Annotated in this window: 17 protein-coding genes; 5 read left to right on the top strand and 12 right to left on the bottom strand. The window is 37.8% G+C overall.

Going from position 1 to position 14513, the window contains the following annotated elements; translation table 11 throughout:
- Nucleotides 1-14 precede the first annotated feature (14 nt).
- From H5058_RS14300 to H5058_RS14275, 6 genes are all read right to left on the bottom strand, one after another.
- Entirely contained in the window at nt 15-545 is a 531-nt protein-coding gene (locus H5058_RS14300) for a hypothetical protein (protein WP_182678739.1), read from the bottom strand.
- A 570-nt stretch (nt 546-1115) separates the two neighbouring features.
- Nucleotides 1116-1658 (bottom strand): adenylyltransferase/cytidyltransferase family protein, encoded by a 543-nt coding sequence (locus tag H5058_RS14295; protein ID WP_182678737.1) that lies wholly within the window; start codon nt 1656-1658, stop codon nt 1116-1118.
- 90 nt (nt 1659-1748) lie between these two features.
- A complete protein-coding gene (locus tag H5058_RS14290; protein ID WP_182678735.1) occupies nt 1749-2528 on the bottom strand; it encodes a hypothetical protein in 780 nt (259 codons plus the stop codon).
- A gap of 128 nt (nt 2529-2656) precedes the next feature.
- Nucleotides 2657-3136: an H-NS family nucleoid-associated regulatory protein gene (locus tag H5058_RS14285; protein ID WP_182678733.1), complete on the bottom strand. Its 480-nt coding sequence runs from the start codon at nt 3134-3136 to the stop codon at nt 2657-2659.
- Between the two features lie 420 nt (nt 3137-3556).
- Nucleotides 3557-4054: a lytic transglycosylase domain-containing protein gene (locus tag H5058_RS14280; RefSeq protein ID WP_182678731.1), complete on the bottom strand. Its 498-nt coding sequence runs from the start codon at nt 4052-4054 to the stop codon at nt 3557-3559.
- A complete protein-coding gene (locus tag H5058_RS14275) occupies nt 4054-4464 on the bottom strand; it encodes a hypothetical protein (RefSeq protein ID WP_182678729.1) in 411 nt (136 codons plus the stop codon). The genes H5058_RS14280 and H5058_RS14275 overlap by 1 nt, the downstream gene beginning before the upstream one ends.
- Nucleotides 4465-4569: 105 nt before the next feature.
- Here H5058_RS14275 and H5058_RS14270 point away from each other — a divergent pair, with 105 nt between their 5' ends.
- Entirely contained in the window at nt 4570-5199 is a 630-nt protein-coding gene (locus tag H5058_RS14270) for a hypothetical protein (RefSeq protein WP_182678727.1), read from the top strand.
- 65 nt (nt 5200-5264) lie between these two features.
- Here the strand turns inward: H5058_RS14270 and H5058_RS18630 are convergent, their stop codons facing one another.
- Nucleotides 5265-6566, bottom strand: coding sequence for a DUF945 family protein (locus tag H5058_RS18630; protein WP_182678725.1), 1302 nt, complete (start codon nt 6564-6566; stop codon nt 5265-5267).
- A gap of 137 nt (nt 6567-6703) precedes the next feature.
- Here H5058_RS18630 and H5058_RS14260 point away from each other — a divergent pair, with 137 nt between their 5' ends.
- Nucleotides 6704-7168 carry a hypothetical protein gene (locus tag H5058_RS14260; protein ID WP_182678723.1) on the top strand — a complete coding sequence of 155 codons (465 nt, stop codon included), beginning with the start codon at nt 6704-6706 and terminating at the stop codon, nt 7166-7168.
- 58 nt (nt 7169-7226) lie between these two features.
- On the opposite strand, the gene H5058_RS14255 is transcribed toward H5058_RS14260, so the two are convergent.
- From H5058_RS14255 to H5058_RS14240, 4 genes are all read right to left on the bottom strand, one after another.
- The gene (locus H5058_RS14255) at nt 7227-8297 is read right to left on the bottom strand and encodes a tyrosine-type recombinase/integrase (protein WP_182678721.1); all 1071 of its coding nucleotides are present in this window, start codon (nt 8295-8297) and stop codon (nt 7227-7229) included.
- 122 nt (nt 8298-8419) lie between these two features.
- Nucleotides 8420-9295 (bottom strand): hypothetical protein, encoded by an 876-nt coding sequence (locus H5058_RS14250; protein ID WP_182678719.1) that lies wholly within the window; start codon nt 9293-9295, stop codon nt 8420-8422.
- A gap of 190 nt (nt 9296-9485) precedes the next feature.
- A complete protein-coding gene (locus tag H5058_RS14245; RefSeq protein ID WP_182678717.1) occupies nt 9486-9896 on the bottom strand; it encodes a hypothetical protein in 411 nt (136 codons plus the stop codon).
- 73 nt (nt 9897-9969) lie between these two features.
- The gene (locus tag H5058_RS14240) at nt 9970-10899 is read right to left on the bottom strand and encodes a hypothetical protein (protein ID WP_182678716.1); all 930 of its coding nucleotides are present in this window, start codon (nt 10897-10899) and stop codon (nt 9970-9972) included.
- Nucleotides 10900-11265: 366 nt separating this feature from the next.
- Between H5058_RS14240 and H5058_RS14235 the strand changes: the two genes are divergently transcribed.
- Both H5058_RS14235 and H5058_RS14230 read left to right on the top strand, forming a co-directional pair.
- Nucleotides 11266-11964 carry a hypothetical protein gene (locus tag H5058_RS14235; RefSeq protein WP_182678714.1) on the top strand — a complete coding sequence of 233 codons (699 nt, stop codon included), beginning with the start codon at nt 11266-11268 and terminating at the stop codon, nt 11962-11964.
- Nucleotides 11965-12008: 44 nt separating this feature from the next.
- Nucleotides 12009-12428, top strand: a complete 420-nt coding sequence (locus H5058_RS14230) for a hypothetical protein (RefSeq protein WP_182678712.1) — start codon at nt 12009-12011, stop codon at nt 12426-12428.
- A gap of 191 nt (nt 12429-12619) precedes the next feature.
- Here H5058_RS14230 and H5058_RS14225 read toward each other — a convergent pair whose 3' ends face one another.
- Nucleotides 12620-13462 (bottom strand): hypothetical protein, encoded by an 843-nt coding sequence (locus tag H5058_RS14225; protein ID WP_182678710.1) that lies wholly within the window; start codon nt 13460-13462, stop codon nt 12620-12622.
- A 432-nt stretch (nt 13463-13894) separates the two neighbouring features.
- Here H5058_RS14225 and H5058_RS14220 point away from each other — a divergent pair, with 432 nt between their 5' ends.
- On the top strand, nt 13895-14392 hold the full coding sequence (locus H5058_RS14220; protein ID WP_182678708.1) for a hypothetical protein: 498 nt from the start codon (nt 13895-13897) through the stop codon (nt 14390-14392).
- Nucleotides 14393-14513: the final 121 nt, after the last annotated feature.

Genomic DNA, 14513 nt, shown 5'->3' with positions numbered 1-14513 from the left:
TAGTATGATTTCTCTTATACGTGAAATGTGTCTTGTTCATGTAGGTCAATTATTTCTTGTGCTAACTCAACAGCCACGGATTCTATTTGCTCACTTGTAATATCAGTAACATTTAAAAAATCCTGAAACAACTCACTTTTATATAGCGTTTCTTTAATCGTGAACTTTGTACTGTAACAATCAATATAAGTGTCACCCGTGAACGTTTGAGAGCCTGATTTCTCAGTGGTACTATCAAAAGTCACTAAATCCCCATTACTTAACACACCCACGCGTGTTTTTGTTGGGACGTAAGATACATTACCTTTTTGAAGTCTTTTGTTGTGACTCGCTGACACGACAAATAAAATACTATGCTCTGAATTTTCAGTTTTTTTAAATTCATCAGACGATAAAAACAGGTTTCCGCACCAATCCTCTAAAACAGCACCAGTGAATTCACCTAAATTATTATGCAAAAAATCTTTAGTGATGTAACCCTCAGAAGACTTGAACTCTTGATACATTTTTTTGTAAACACTGTGAAGTATTTCTAAATCTGACATGATACTTTCCTTTAATTTCTAAGTTCCGCTTAGTCGTTGAACTGCGTTTCAGTTCATGGTTAAAAGTATATCAGCGCATTTTATATTGCCAATTCAATTTAAAATCACGAGTAACAATCTTAAAAAGCGGAACGATTTCCCCGAAGTTCAAGCCTGACAGTGGCTAGCTTTTACTATGATTTAGTAAAACACCGGGGAAAATGGATGAAAGCTTAAATGAAATAGCAAGAATATAAGCTGTTACCCAAGTTAAGTATGAATCTTTATTTCCCAGCTTCAAATCCTATCTCACGATTTACATACCTTACATTTATTTGACTAACTGAAGGATTAGTGCCCGACTTGGAAGCATTAAATGAGATTATTGGTTTGGCATTTACCAATGCGGAAAAGAACATAAAAAAAGAACATAAAAAAATAACTAAAAAAACAGTTCATAAATCTATTCATATTAATCTCTAAATAGTTGCACTTAAGGCCACGGAAGCAGTGAGCCTTACAACCCTTGCCGTTGACCTTATCTTATGTAGCAGTGTCCTTATAAAGCCTTACACGAACCCCAGAGACTAATCAGCTTGCCATTTCTAATTGGGGACTTGCGTATAAGTTATTAGAGGCAATATAGTTCATTATAGAGGGGGTTGTATCGCCTGAAATACATACTCCGCGACTTAACTTCTCTCTTACTATATCGCTTCTCATTACACAGCGCTCAGCAACAGAGAAAACATTAAAGCGCCCATCTATATCAGCATAATATTTCTGTTTTGATAAGTATGTGAGTTTATCATGACCAATGGCCAATGTAATTTCACAGTCTTGATGTTGAGCTGCTATATACTCTAACAGATCAGCTTCATTTACTGGTTCGCTATCATCCTGAATTTCATGCTCAATCACAAGCAACTCAACATTGGCAATAGCAATATCCTTTAGGAAGAGGTTAAGCATTTCACATCGCTTATTATATTCAGTTAATTTTCTACCTTTTGGGTCTGAGTGCAATGGGACAACAATTACCTTATCAAAATTTGATAAACGACTAATAAAATCCTTGTGCCCAACTGTTGGCGGGTTAAAAGCACCACGAACTACAGCAATTGATTTACTCATTTAATACACCTTTATTTATACTTAAAATCTGCACTGATAATAAAACATGACTTAAATCCCGCAATGCATCGAAACTTAATATGATGTGCGTCACTCCACAGCAAACCATTGTGAACGAGGATTATTACGCGCAATCTTTTGTCCTTGATAAAAGTTTACCCCCCCAATATTTACAGGGCTGTCTAAAACACCTTCTTTTACTTCACCGGTTGGAAAGAAAGCTAGCTTATAGCCAGGGGAGAAAATTTGATTACCGTACTGAACTGGGCTCGTGGCAGGTATAAACGACTTAATATTACCTCCATCGTACCAAGATATTTCAGACTTTATATTTAGGCCACTAAAAGCAGTAGGCTTGGAAAGCTTAACGCCAATACTTCTATCCGCAGGATTATGGAAGTAACGACTTTTAGCGGGGATAAGGACATCATTGAAATAAGCATCACCATGCGTAGGAGGGCCTAAGTTATCATCGGAGGTAACAGTGCGGCATTGTTTGCTTAGCTTTTGCTGGTTTTGAACAAGGCATGCCGTAAGCATGGGATCGTTAATATCTAGGCCTTTACAAAGGTTAAGAATCTCTGGCTGACAATATTTGCTGATTTGATGTAATTTAAAAGCACCGTCTTCAGTGGCTAATGTTCTTACACGGCTAACAATTTCATTCATACGCTGTTGAGATATAGCGTTGGTACCAATATCAGCGACGCTTCCATATTGGCTTTGCATTTGCATTTGCATTTTTTTCCTCAGCTCATCAACTTTAATTTCATTGATAGGCTGGGATGCAGCAGAGTGGCCAGTTAACGTTAAACATGCAGCCATTAGAATACTGCGACCTGTTGTTATACATTTTGAGTGTTGTTGCATGACATTAGTCTCACGGTTTCAATGTTGAGCGTATTATGCCATGTATAGTAGATTTTTAATAAGTAGAAAATGGAAGGGCACGGCAAGATTGACCAAATTGTCACTCTTGCCTATTTAGAACTTTAAACTTAAAGGTCAGGGTGCGGGGGGGTGCCGGCTAATATTCGAGGTTCAACATCGCGTGCCATGCAGCTTTTATCTATATTGACGCCAGATTCAATTAACTTTTTGTATATCTTTGGCTTAATACCTTTGCCATTCCACCGGTGTTTTCTCGCGTCTTTGTCAACATACAAATATTTAGGTGGCTTAGCTTTATTGTCAGGCACTAACTCAGGGTTTATTAAATCAGAATCAGTTAAACCTTGTTCTTCCATAAGCTCTCTAAGCATGGCGATATTAGCTTTTTTTTCTTCTAACGCTTTAGCTTCAGCTATTTCAGCTTCTTTACGCTCGCTTATTAAAAGGTCAAACTTATCACGCATTTCAACTAAAGAATCCAAGCTCTCATCTTTAAGGTGCTTCCGCATACTACGGATGCGCTTTAAAACAGATGTAAGTTCTTTTTTAAAATCTTCAACTGGTATTTTTTTCTCTTTTGCAGGCATTAATTTGACCCTCTGTAATAAGAATTAAAATATAGTATAACGCAATAAACAATAGTATTTAAGGAATTGACTAAAAAGCATGGCAATCAACTTCAGGAACCTAAAATTAATTACTTGCTAAGTTTATAAATAACCAATAAACTAATAATTAAGCAGCCTTACAGATGCTTAATTACCTACTTTAATCAAGGCTACACCTAAATTAAAGTGGAGTCTTATGGTAATGAAATTTGAAATAATATGTGCAATTCGAAATATGTTTACTTCCAAATTACTAAAATTTAATACCATAAGAGCTGTCTTGAGCCAATGCAGCTAATTTTGGCTTGTTTTACATTTATTTTAAGAGCAATACCAAAAAAGCCCCTTTAATTAGATAATAATCAAAGGGGCTTTTTATTGATATAGTGAATGTATTACTTAGTTGTTACTCTCTGTCCAAGACATTTTAAAACCGCCACCTTCATGCTCAGTTCTAATGCGATAAGCTTTCATAACTTTCTGTAAATATATCAATTTATACGAAGCTGTTTTTGAGTGGTAGTTGCCCACTGCATTCCAGAAAGATTGGTTTGGTTTGAGCTCATTTAGCCTTTGCTTTAAAACCCGACCTGCTACCTCTATGTTTAAGCAAACATCCATTGAAAGCTGTTGCCATGTAATGTTTGGGTATTCTTTTTTAAACCAGCGTTCTTTAAATTGAATCGTATTTATTTGGCCAGGGCCAAGGTCATGTGATCCGTTGGATGAGTTTCGTATTACTGCGCCTTTATTTCCACCTTCTACATCTAAAATAGCCAATAGCAGGATAGGGTCGAAGTTGTGCTTACCAGCCGATTTAGAAACACATTGCTCTACAACAACTTGCTGAACAGGCTCGCCATAGGTTAGCGCTTCTGTCGGTATATCAACACCCATCAGTCAGCAGCCTCATTGTCTTGCTGCTCTTTCTCTTTCTCCTTAGTAACTAAAATGTGATGAACAGCTCGGTGAATGAAAAGAGGTAAAACACCCATGAAAATCCATAGCATTACATTTTCAGTAGCAGCGTAAATCGTATCTGTACCATTTTGCGATGCGTTGATAGCTAATCTGTGGAAGTACATACCAATAAATACAACTGGTATTAAGGTTAGAAAAACATCGACTTTAAATGCCTTGTCACTATGCATAGCCATGAAAAGAAATATCAAGTGAACCATTGTTAGGCCACAATATAAAACACCTATTTCTCCACCAGCTATATACGCTAAAGGATAGGACGCTGAAACAGCGACAACGCCTAGTAAGTCGCGTTTCTTATAAAATGTATGATTGTTAATTTTCATGGTATTTTGTTTCTCACGTTTATTACGCTTTATTTTGAACTTGCAAGAACTATAACAAGAGCATACGATCAAAACAATTGTAAACTAAGGTGTCACAGGCGAGATATGATAGAAAATACAGATATAAAACCACCCAAAATTTCAACTAATGAAAGCAGCGACCAATTACTTAAACAGCTTAATGCAATTAAAGATGATGGGAGGCTTAAAAAAGCATTTAAAAAATTTAATGGCTTCAAATTAAGTATTAGTTTAATAGTGTTATTGAGTTCAGCATTTATATTGCAGACCAATGAAGTTAAAGATATTTGGCGGTGGATCAAAGTGCAAGCTCATGAAGCTTTTGCAAGTGGGCCAACACTTTCTACAGATCCAATCGGAGTATTCAGTAATTCTTTTGTTATATATTCAGAAAACATTGGTGAACTTGATACAGATGATTTGCTGCCACTAGTATTTAGATCCATTACAAGATTTAAGCTAGATGCATTGCGTTTCAAGGCTGAGTTCACAGTAACAAGCAGGGGAGGTCAATGGTCTGGATGCAGCTTAATGGCTGAGGGCTCTCTCGACAAAGCAGATGGTGGTGTTGATAGGAAAAATTATATTACATACATAAAATGCGAAAGTGAGAGTTCAATATTGCTTGAGGGGTATCAGCTGTTGGCTTTTCCGCCTGAAATTAACAAAAACCTTGCTCCCACTGAGTTTTACCTTCATAGGTTGGAGGATTAATCATTCATTGCATGGCATGAGCACATAAACTTTAATCATGTGTCATGCCATAACACCACTAATTACTATAGTGAAACTTGCTTACCATTAATTTCAGCTAAACCCTTCGAAATTGAAATGTCTGTTTTCAAAGATGCATTGTCTTTAGAGCTGACAGCAAAACCAGCTTGAAGTATTTGCTTGCTAGAGCCAAAACCCCATAAGTTTTCATACTCTTTTGTTGGCATTTTCAGCTTCAGGTCTGCATCGATAACCTTAATTAGACCTAATGGGTTGTTAACCATATCAGGCATACTATTCTCGGGTAAATGAACGCTAAAACTTCCATCGATAGGCCCAAACGGTGACATTGCCTTAACTTTCTCTATTTTAATGCTCATACCTGACTCTAAGAAGCGGGCATATAAGCTCTTTAAGTTGGCTTGTGCAAAATAATTCATTTCACTATTGCCCAGTAAAGCTTTGTAATCCGCCTCGAATTTTTCTATTGCAGCACTCTTAATATCATCAGTAGCAGTGAATACATCAAAATCAGTCCAGTGCATGAGTGGTGTTTTAATAGATGTTGCTGTAGTACCAAGAGTAAACCTATACAAACCATCTTTAAGGCTTGAACTGGTCAACATGTTTAGGTTATCAGCTTCTAACTCCAGCATGCCGGTATCGCTGTACTGTTCTACTTTAGCTGCATTAATTTCAGAGTACCCAGTACATACAGCAAGGCAATTAAATAGCTCGCCTGACCATTGCACGGCAAAGTCATCAGCAGAGAGCGAGGCCATAGAAGTAGAGCTTTGAGCAAAAGCACGCTTGCCAGCGGCATAAATTGCAATACCTTGGTCAAACAGTGAAGCTTTAATTCTAACGGGGCTTACCTCAATAAATTCGCCGAACTTAATGTGATCAGTCATTCCTAGAAAAGTTGAACTGTCCAAGCTATGTAAGCTTAAAGCTTGTATCGGCAGCATAAATCTATCTGCTTGGTTAGGGGGAACACCTAAGAAGTCCGTGGCAATTTTAGACATAGCTTCGTCAAAGTACAGCTCATGCTTAATTTCTAACGGGTATGTTAAGTAATTTATATTATGTTTAACCTCTAATTTAACCTGGTCTGAAATGTTTAACCCAAACTCAAGGAAAGATAGCTTCGCTTTATCAATAGAAATAACACTGGTTGCAGTTGCAGTAGAAGAGAAGAAATTAGTGTCGAAGCTTGAGTTACTTACAGATACACCATCTACCTCATTAATTTTAGTTAGCGCTTCATTATACTTAAATTCTACATATGACTTATAGCCGAACACACCCAATACAGAGGATGTTAGTAAAGCGACTAGTGTAAGGGATGTTTTTGACTTTAATTTCACTGATTATCAACCTAAGAATAAAATTTCACTAATAATACTACATATTCAATAGTTAGCGTTATAGAATGGTGTAATGATTTTAATAGTAAAGTCTATTTAAAGTTAAATTTTAAATAATATTAAAAGTGAGTTGTTCAATGAGTGACGTTAAAAATTCTAATGAAGAAAATGAAATGAAAGCTACTGGGGCCAAAAAAAGTTATAGCTGGTATAACTGGCCGAAGAAAAAAGGGCGCTTTTTATTGGGTACCTCAGTTGCTGTTTTAGCATTTGGCTTTTACATGCAGCAACCATCAGCGGAGTTGGTGCATGACTCAGCTGGTGTTGCAAGTTTCATCAAGTGCTCTAGCAGTTTAAATATGAATGATGTTGACGAACAATCTTGTAGAGATTATTTTGAAAGTTATTTGAAAAAGCGAATTACCGATACTAATAACTTACCTAAAATTGTTCCTATAGATGTAATTGGTAACACCTACAAATTAACTCAAAAAGCTTTTGCTGAAAAAGGCATTAAGCCCATGGAAAAGCTTGAGGTTATTACTAATCAGAAGCTAGAAATACTGTCTTCAGGAAAGCTTACTCATAATACCAATGTGTAATTAACTATCTTACGCACTAAAGCCGCAACTAGCATAAAGCTATTGCGGCTTTTCTAGTTTAGTACAGTCCACTGCCAGCATTATCTTTCCAGCGCTCAGTTTCATCAAAATACTCTTGAACAGTACGTAAATCTTTGTGCCCAGTCATTTCCATAACTTTGTTAATAGGCTTCCCAGCACGCAAAGAAGTGTCTACAAAGCCTCTTCGCCCGCTATGACCACCAAAGCGGCCATCTATATTGGCTTTTTTAAATCGATTAACAACGATTTTATAAATACTTAAATCCGAAATGTTATCTAGCAACATTTTCCGCGACCGATTACTGCGCCTAAAAACATAACCGTTAAATATGCCAGCTGCATCAATATATTCTTGCATAAAGCGAACAGGGCATAAGTCACTGTCACCGGCAACAATAGACTTTGTTATACCATTTCTATTACGCTTAACTTTTTCAATCTTAATATCCATACCTTTATTCTGAATGAATTTTATATTTTTGTGCTTTAAACTTGCCAGTTCTGATCTGCGAAAAGCCCCAGCAAATAAAAGCATCAGTAAAGCCCTGTCTCGCAGATCTACATGGTCATTCAAATTCATTTCACTAAAAATAAGCCTCAACTCATCAGGCCCAAATCCTTTTACTTTACTTGGCTGGGTACTTACCCTGTTTGCTATACCAGCTAAAGTGTCGGCTACAACTTCGGTTTCAGCCTTACTAAACTTACGGCCAAGCTGACTTAGCGCGAACTTAACACCGCTAAAGCGCCTTGAAACTGACGAAAAGGCTAGGGGTTTACCATTTACTAAAGTCCCTTGACCTTTTTTCTTATCAACCCATTGCCAACGGCTCAAATTGCCCTTTGCTTGCATAGCAAGAAAGTTACATATATCTGCTGTTTTGCAATGCAGTGGGTTTATTGATGGATTTTGTAGGTAGCACCACTCTGTAAATATTCTCGCGTCTGACTTATAGGCCAATTGAGTTTTTGGTGCATGCTTGCTCTTTACAAAGTCTTGAGCATCGTCATTTAAATCACACACTATCTCTTCACGTAACAAGCCTGTACTTGCTTTGTACTCAGTTACAGTGCGCTGGGCTTCTGATTTACTAACACTATGAGACAATAATATTCTCCCTCTAAAAATTGCTTAGAAAATTAGTCTCTGTATAGAATAGCAGGGTGGCAGACTAAAATTACCCCAGCAAAGTGTAAAGCCGGTTGTTCCCGGCTTAAGCTATTTATTTACTACCTAACAGCATTATTTAATTTATATGATGTGTTACTCGTGCTGAATAAGTACATGGTGTTATCATGAACAACGTAGGGAGCTGGTACTGTGTACTTTATACCTGACCCCCAAACCCTATACTCTTTCGGTACTAAAGAGAAGCCAGCTGTAGCAACGGCTATACTATCAAATCCCTCATAGCCATTTAATATAGTCATAGTTACAACGTCTTTTACTTCACCGTTAAAATTCACCTTACCATTAACCTCTATTTTTACAGCTGAAGCACATGAGCCGTTAAAAACAGCGGGGTCGTAATCGACAAAACTAGGGTGTGGCTCAGGCGAAGTATAAATGTAAAGTTTGCGCGTTTCGGCGTTGCACAAAGCGCCACCTTTATAAAAATACATGAAGTTATTACTATCTCTGGCGTTGTTCGATCTGGTAATGCCAACGTACTCTGTGCCTTCAATATTATCAAATGTTGCTTTTAAACCGCTTTCTATAACATTAAGTGCAGAAGCATCAAGGTTGTTCTCATCCAAGTCACCCAAAAAGACAAGCATAGGCTTCCAGTTAAAGGCTTTATCTGCTTTAGATTGCGCTCCCATACTGCCTGCAAGGTCTACTAATCCATCGGTTAGAAACGCTAGAGCGTACTCGGCACCAACCAACAAGTTATTTGATTTAAACTGTGCATTCTCAGGTAAATCTACATCAGACAGACCAGCGGTTTTGCGGGTCATGTTAGCTACATTTAATGCAAAGCTAGCTTTTTCATTAAACTGGTAAACATCATTTGACTGTTTTGTTAGCACGGGCGGTTGAGTTGACATGCAAGCTGTTAATGTTACAGCTGAAATCGTTAAACCTGTTTTTTTCAATATATGCATAATTTTATCTCTAATTTTAATAGACCTATCTTCTCATTAATAATTCATTATGCCGACAATTAAGATTGTCGGCTCTAACTCAATAATATCCACCAGCCGCAACCTCTTTGTTTGTGCAAGCCCTTTAAAATCACTTCCAATATAAAGCAATGCCAACCCTACAAATCCAATTGTCGGTGCATATACCAGCTTAAGCGGCTAGTTCCTGAGTCATATAAGCTTTGCCACTGCCAAAATTTAACTCTTGAACCTCGGTAAGCTCACAGCTTTCATTATCAACCTTATAAAAATACCCGTACTTATATGGGTCATAAGTAACAACCAGGCACGATGAGTGCATTGGTTTAACATCGGTTGATTCAAAAAAGCCCTGAGCATATGCGTGTACTGACTTTACTTTTCTCTCTAAAACTCTAGCTCTACCTGCGGTTGAAACTATAAACTCGACCTCTCGAATTGAAACGCTATCTAAATGCGCGACAACTTTACCTTTATACTGACCTGACATGGCGAGAACAGACCAACAGCCAACATTCAAATTACGATAAACTCTAACTTTATCGCCTAACTTTAATTCTCTGCCTTTATATCCTTTGATCACCACAGCACTTACCGCTAAAAATCTGAATTACATGCTAACAACGTAATACGAAACCCAAATCGCGCAACCGGTATTAGTTGAGTGAAAGTAAGTCTGTTGCCGGCTTGCTATTTAAACACCCTACTAACAACTCACTGTTTATACTTGACCGCAAAAAAGGCTCTTTATCCAGCATAAACTTAGCCTCAGACCCATTAGCGCCAATAATCCTGCCATTTATAAAAAGCCCTGTGCTAGTCCTCCTTATAACACCGGATCTCAAGCCTAGCTTTAATGTCTCGTAGCTGTTTGCAACGCCTTTGCGATACAAAATAGGAGTTGTTGCGTAACCACCAGATTGACCATCTTTATGTTTTAGAACTCGCATATTGCAATGATGCCCAACTAGCGCACCTTCATGATCAATAATACCGCTACCGTAGAACAGGCGTACTCTCGTGGCCATAAAATTATTTACAGGCTGCCCCCCGATTGACACTGATTCATAATGCCCGGTAACTGGGTTGCACTTGTTTCTAAGTTGGTTAATGAATATCACCGTTGTTTCAGTGCCCTTTAACCGCTCTCTTATACGAGCAAAACCACCTGATAAAATGACACCGTAATTAGAGCTACCTTTATCGCTCGGAGCTAACGCTGCGATTGAGTCAACAACTATGACATTAGCAATACCAATAAGTTTGAGTACCATTTCAAATACGTGTTCACTATTTAACGGCTGCGAAAAAACGAGGTTGTCCAAATCTATCCCAAGCGCTTTTACATAACCTATATCCATAGCGTGCTCTGCATCTATATAAGCGCCTATACCGCCATTTAACTGGCAATCATGAATGCTATTTAAAGCTAGAGTAGACTTCCCTACCCCTGCATCACCGCTCAGTTCTACAAGCCTGCCCCAAGTAAAGCCTCTTGTGCCTAAAGCTACATCTAATGACAAAGAGCCTGTTGATGTAGAGTTTATAGCTGTAGTTAAGTTGTTTTTTAAAGGTGTTGTACTCACATCATTATTTCCAGATAAACAATGATAATAATTACACTAGACTGTAAACGCGCAACCCATAGATCATTAATTATGCAGTATTATGACAACATACCCAATTGGGTTTAAATGTAAATCTTAGCTAAAGTGTTTATAATAAATAAAAGTTAAACGAGCTGGTGGCGTTATTAATTTACTTTTAAACGGTTTTCCCTGAAGTTGAGAAAGGACGCAGCGTTGCACCCCTTTTGAGCAATAAAAACACAAAAAGGTTAAAATAACTTGCAGGTGCGACATGGGTGCGATATGGTTAATCCGTGGTCAGGCAATACCGCCCCACATGACTAAGATGCCCCTTAAATGAGGGCGAAAGTTAAGGACAAAATCATGAATACATTAATCAACAACATTTCATTTTCACTATCAGACTCAATTGAATTTTCATTTCAACATGGCAATGGTGATTGGGATCAAGCCTACTTACAACTGCCTGATACAGGTGACAGTGTTCACTCCATTTTAGGTGAAGACTTCGATGCAGACAATGAAGAGCATAAAGCCATTTTCGAGCAGTTAACAGCATTTTACTTTGATAGTTTTAAAGATGTTGAATGTGCCGCCGCGTCTGCATTACTTCAAAAAGAAATTTTACATGTTGAAGAAATTGACGGTTTATATGTGGCATTTAGTGAAAACGAGGCTCATATCATTGTTGAATGCGCTTATCGTAGTTACTACAACAAGCAGGCACTTTTCGCTGAGTTTCAATGGGATCGTGAAGACAACCCAAATGAAACTGAGTTAGTCAAAGCAGCCACTGCCGCTTATTTCGCATCGTTAACCAGAGAGCTTACAAGTGAATTAAACACAGAAGTTAAATCAGCAAAGGAAAATAGCACTGGTGATGATTTAAATATTTGGAATCAGGGTTTTGATAATTGTGTTCATGAGTTTATGAAAGCCGAATTTGATCAGTTTGATATTGATTACAATCACAACGAATTAGCCCAAGAGTTTTATCAAATGCATGCTTGTGACTGTCGTTGTGACGCTGAAAACGAGCTAAGAGAACACTTCGATAGTTAACAAACATTAAGCGGCTTAGGCCGCTTTTATCCAAGGACAAAACAATGCCAATAAAAAAATCCGTTCGTTTAGTCGATTGCACCATTAAGCTGTGTAATGAGTTAACCACCCCAAGTGAAGCCCGCGAGGGGGTTAACTGGTCAGGTTCACTCAATGCCATGGCTGAGCAATATAAAATCTTTGCAACTGAAGCCTTGCCAGAATTAACAGATAATCAGCGCGCCGCCTTTCACTGCGCTTACAATGGTTATATTGCGCCACCGAACTTAGAGCAAGAAATAGACATGCTGCCTTGGAATATCGAACAGGGCTATCAATATGATAGTCAAATTCGTGATTTGCTTGGCTCTGAAGAAGTAGCAGTAACGTTTATTAGCGAAATTAAAGAGTGGTCTAAAGCTCAAAAACTGGCTGTGATTTACATGGCCCGTGCGTATTGGCGTCAAGGGCCTATCGTTGAGTAATGGCTGGGGTTGAATCGGACTACACAGGATTGTCCTGTTTGGCCTATCGCTAGATTTTGGTATTTTTCAAAAAAATCATAGAGGGAAAATACCAGTATGAAACTTTATTACTTTTTTGAGCGCCATTAGTGCGCTCATTTTGTTTTTAGTATGATACTTTATTGCTCTCCCAAACCCGCTTTAAAAGAAACCTATAGTTTAGGGGTAACAAAGAGCTTTACTTTGCCATCATTCAAAATATATGGAAAGTTGATTGTTTCACCATTAGCTTTCCGAACTTTTTTTGGGGCTAAGTACAAGTACACCCAATCATTAAGCTTTTCACTGATTTTCGTGTAAATTAGCTCTTGAGGTACTTTGCTTTTCTTGCTAATCACCAAGTTTAAATTGTGATAATCACGACCATCGTCTGGTGAAAATATATAACGCTCTTCTTCGACACCACCAATAAACGATGGTACTACGCCCTTGTGCGGTTTATATGTTTCAACACTGATTTCGCACAAGTCAGATAGCTTAGTCACACCATGCGAATATTCAGGACAATTCCAATCATCTTTAATGAAGTAAATTGAAAGTTTGCCATTCTTATCATAAATATTTTCATATTTAACACCAATATCTTCTAAAACGAGTTCTATTGATTTTTTAATGTGTGATATTAATACTTTCTGCGCGTCAGCTGGGGAGTTAGCTAAATTAATTGGCATCCAAGCCATCAAACTGTTGCGCGCACCATGACTGTCAGGCTCTAGCATTACACTTAATAAATTAACCCCAGCAGTTTGCCAGTTCGTCATGCCTAATTGCGGGCTACCGTAACCGCCTATGACAAATCCTGCGTCAAGCATTGTTTTGGTAACTGTATCCATATCCTCGGAAGGAACATACGAATCGTTTATATCAGTGTATAAACCAGCAGCATGAGCTATGTTGTAAGCTTCGCTATGGTCTTGCATATAAGTCATTGGCTTGCTAGTTACACAGCCTGAAAGAATGCCCATAGTGAAAATCCCTGCAAAAACTTTTTTCATAATCAATTTTTACCTACCTTTTTATAACTGTTGTTGGAGGACAAGTATGAAACTCGACAATAAATACTAAAACCATGACAATAAAGCTCGAAACTTTTCGATGCTATTTGTCTCAGTCTGCCTTTTGTTCTAACAAGCTTTTGCCCCAAACGTGTTAAAGTAATTACTTTATAGGTCGGCTTTGAGCGAGAAGCGGACAGTGAAAAAGTTTAATTTATTCCTACATCTTCGAGTAGGAGCCTAATTTTGTCCGATAACATTATTAAACGCCATTTTGGGGCGAAATAACCTGCTTGATTCCTAGCGGTTTTAATTACTTGTTTACAAAGGTAATTATTGGTGGAATTATCAGGGTATGTAATATACGCCGTTTTGGTGTGTTATAAACCACCAAAATGGTGTTCAATAAGCTGTTAGCTACCTAGGAAAACTATGTCACATATTCTTAAATCAATTTGTATCTTTACTTTATTATTTTCTGGAATTACTTTTAGCGCAGTGCCAACTAATATAACTTTTACTATTTTAATGTCAGATCAAGATAAGAAGGCTGTTGTAACGGAGCTCGTTGAGAAAGCTATTCAAAAAAGTAATTTAATTACAGTAAGCCCTAAAATGGCATTTTCTAAAATCTATATCATGGCAAGCCAAGATATTAATGATGATGTAAATTCTGACGGCTGGACTTTTGCAGTCGCCCACATAAATAATAGTTCCGCTGTAAATCTTGTTGAGACAATGGCATCAGAAGGTGTTTTACAAAAGGATTCGCTTATCCGACTAGTTGGTGAGTTAATTGAAGAGCAAGGTTTTTTAAAACACTTAAATATAGCTCACTCCAGCAGTTTTAAACATCAGCATATAGAGAAAATTATTAACGCATTTGTAAGTGACTTTGCCCTTAGAGCGAAAAGTTATAACGGTAGCTAATCGGGTAGCCGGAGGTCTCTAACCTCCAGCCCCCACACCACCCATCATGCGGGTCCGCAATGGGCGGTTCATCTCCCGTAATGAATATTGATCCAAATATCTTTCAATGACACTAAACCTT

The sequence above is a fragment of the Pseudoalteromonas sp. SR45-4 genome (assembly GCF_014163535.1).
In the GTDB taxonomy this organism is placed as follows: Bacteria; Pseudomonadota; Gammaproteobacteria; order Enterobacterales; family Alteromonadaceae; genus Pseudoalteromonas; species Pseudoalteromonas nigrifaciens.
This window is presented reverse-complemented; position numbering and strand designations above follow the sequence as displayed.

Excerpts from the sequence above, each read along its gene's own strand:
- H5058_RS14300 (WP_182678739.1), bottom strand. The coding sequence starts at position 545 with ATGTCAGATTTAGAAATACTTCACAGTGTTTACAAAAAAATGTATCAA.
- H5058_RS14295 (WP_182678737.1), bottom strand. The coding sequence starts at position 1,658 with ATGAGTAAATCAATTGCTGTAGTTCGTGGTGCTTTTAACCCGCCAACA.
- H5058_RS14290 (WP_182678735.1), bottom strand. The coding sequence starts at position 2,528 with ATGCAACAACACTCAAAATGTATAACAACAGGTCGCAGTATTCTAATG.
- H5058_RS14285 (WP_182678733.1), bottom strand. The coding sequence starts at position 3,136 with ATGCCTGCAAAAGAGAAAAAAATACCAGTTGAAGATTTTAAAAAAGAA.
- H5058_RS14280 (WP_182678731.1), bottom strand. The coding sequence starts at position 4,054 with ATGGGTGTTGATATACCGACAGAAGCGCTAACCTATGGCGAGCCTGTT.
- H5058_RS14275 (WP_182678729.1), bottom strand. The coding sequence starts at position 4,464 with ATGAAAATTAACAATCATACATTTTATAAGAAACGCGACTTACTAGGC.
- H5058_RS14270 (WP_182678727.1), top strand. The coding sequence starts at position 4,570 with ATGATAGAAAATACAGATATAAAACCACCCAAAATTTCAACTAATGAA.
- H5058_RS14260 (WP_182678723.1), top strand. The coding sequence starts at position 6,704 with ATGAGTGACGTTAAAAATTCTAATGAAGAAAATGAAATGAAAGCTACT.
- H5058_RS14250 (WP_182678719.1), bottom strand. The coding sequence starts at position 9,295 with ATGCATATATTGAAAAAAACAGGTTTAACGATTTCAGCTGTAACATTA.
- H5058_RS14235 (WP_182678714.1), top strand. The coding sequence starts at position 11,266 with ATGAATACATTAATCAACAACATTTCATTTTCACTATCAGACTCAATT.
- H5058_RS14230 (WP_182678712.1), top strand. The coding sequence starts at position 12,009 with ATGCCAATAAAAAAATCCGTTCGTTTAGTCGATTGCACCATTAAGCTG.
- H5058_RS14225 (WP_182678710.1), bottom strand. The coding sequence starts at position 13,462 with ATGAAAAAAGTTTTTGCAGGGATTTTCACTATGGGCATTCTTTCAGGC.
- H5058_RS14220 (WP_182678708.1), top strand. The coding sequence starts at position 13,895 with ATGTCACATATTCTTAAATCAATTTGTATCTTTACTTTATTATTTTCT.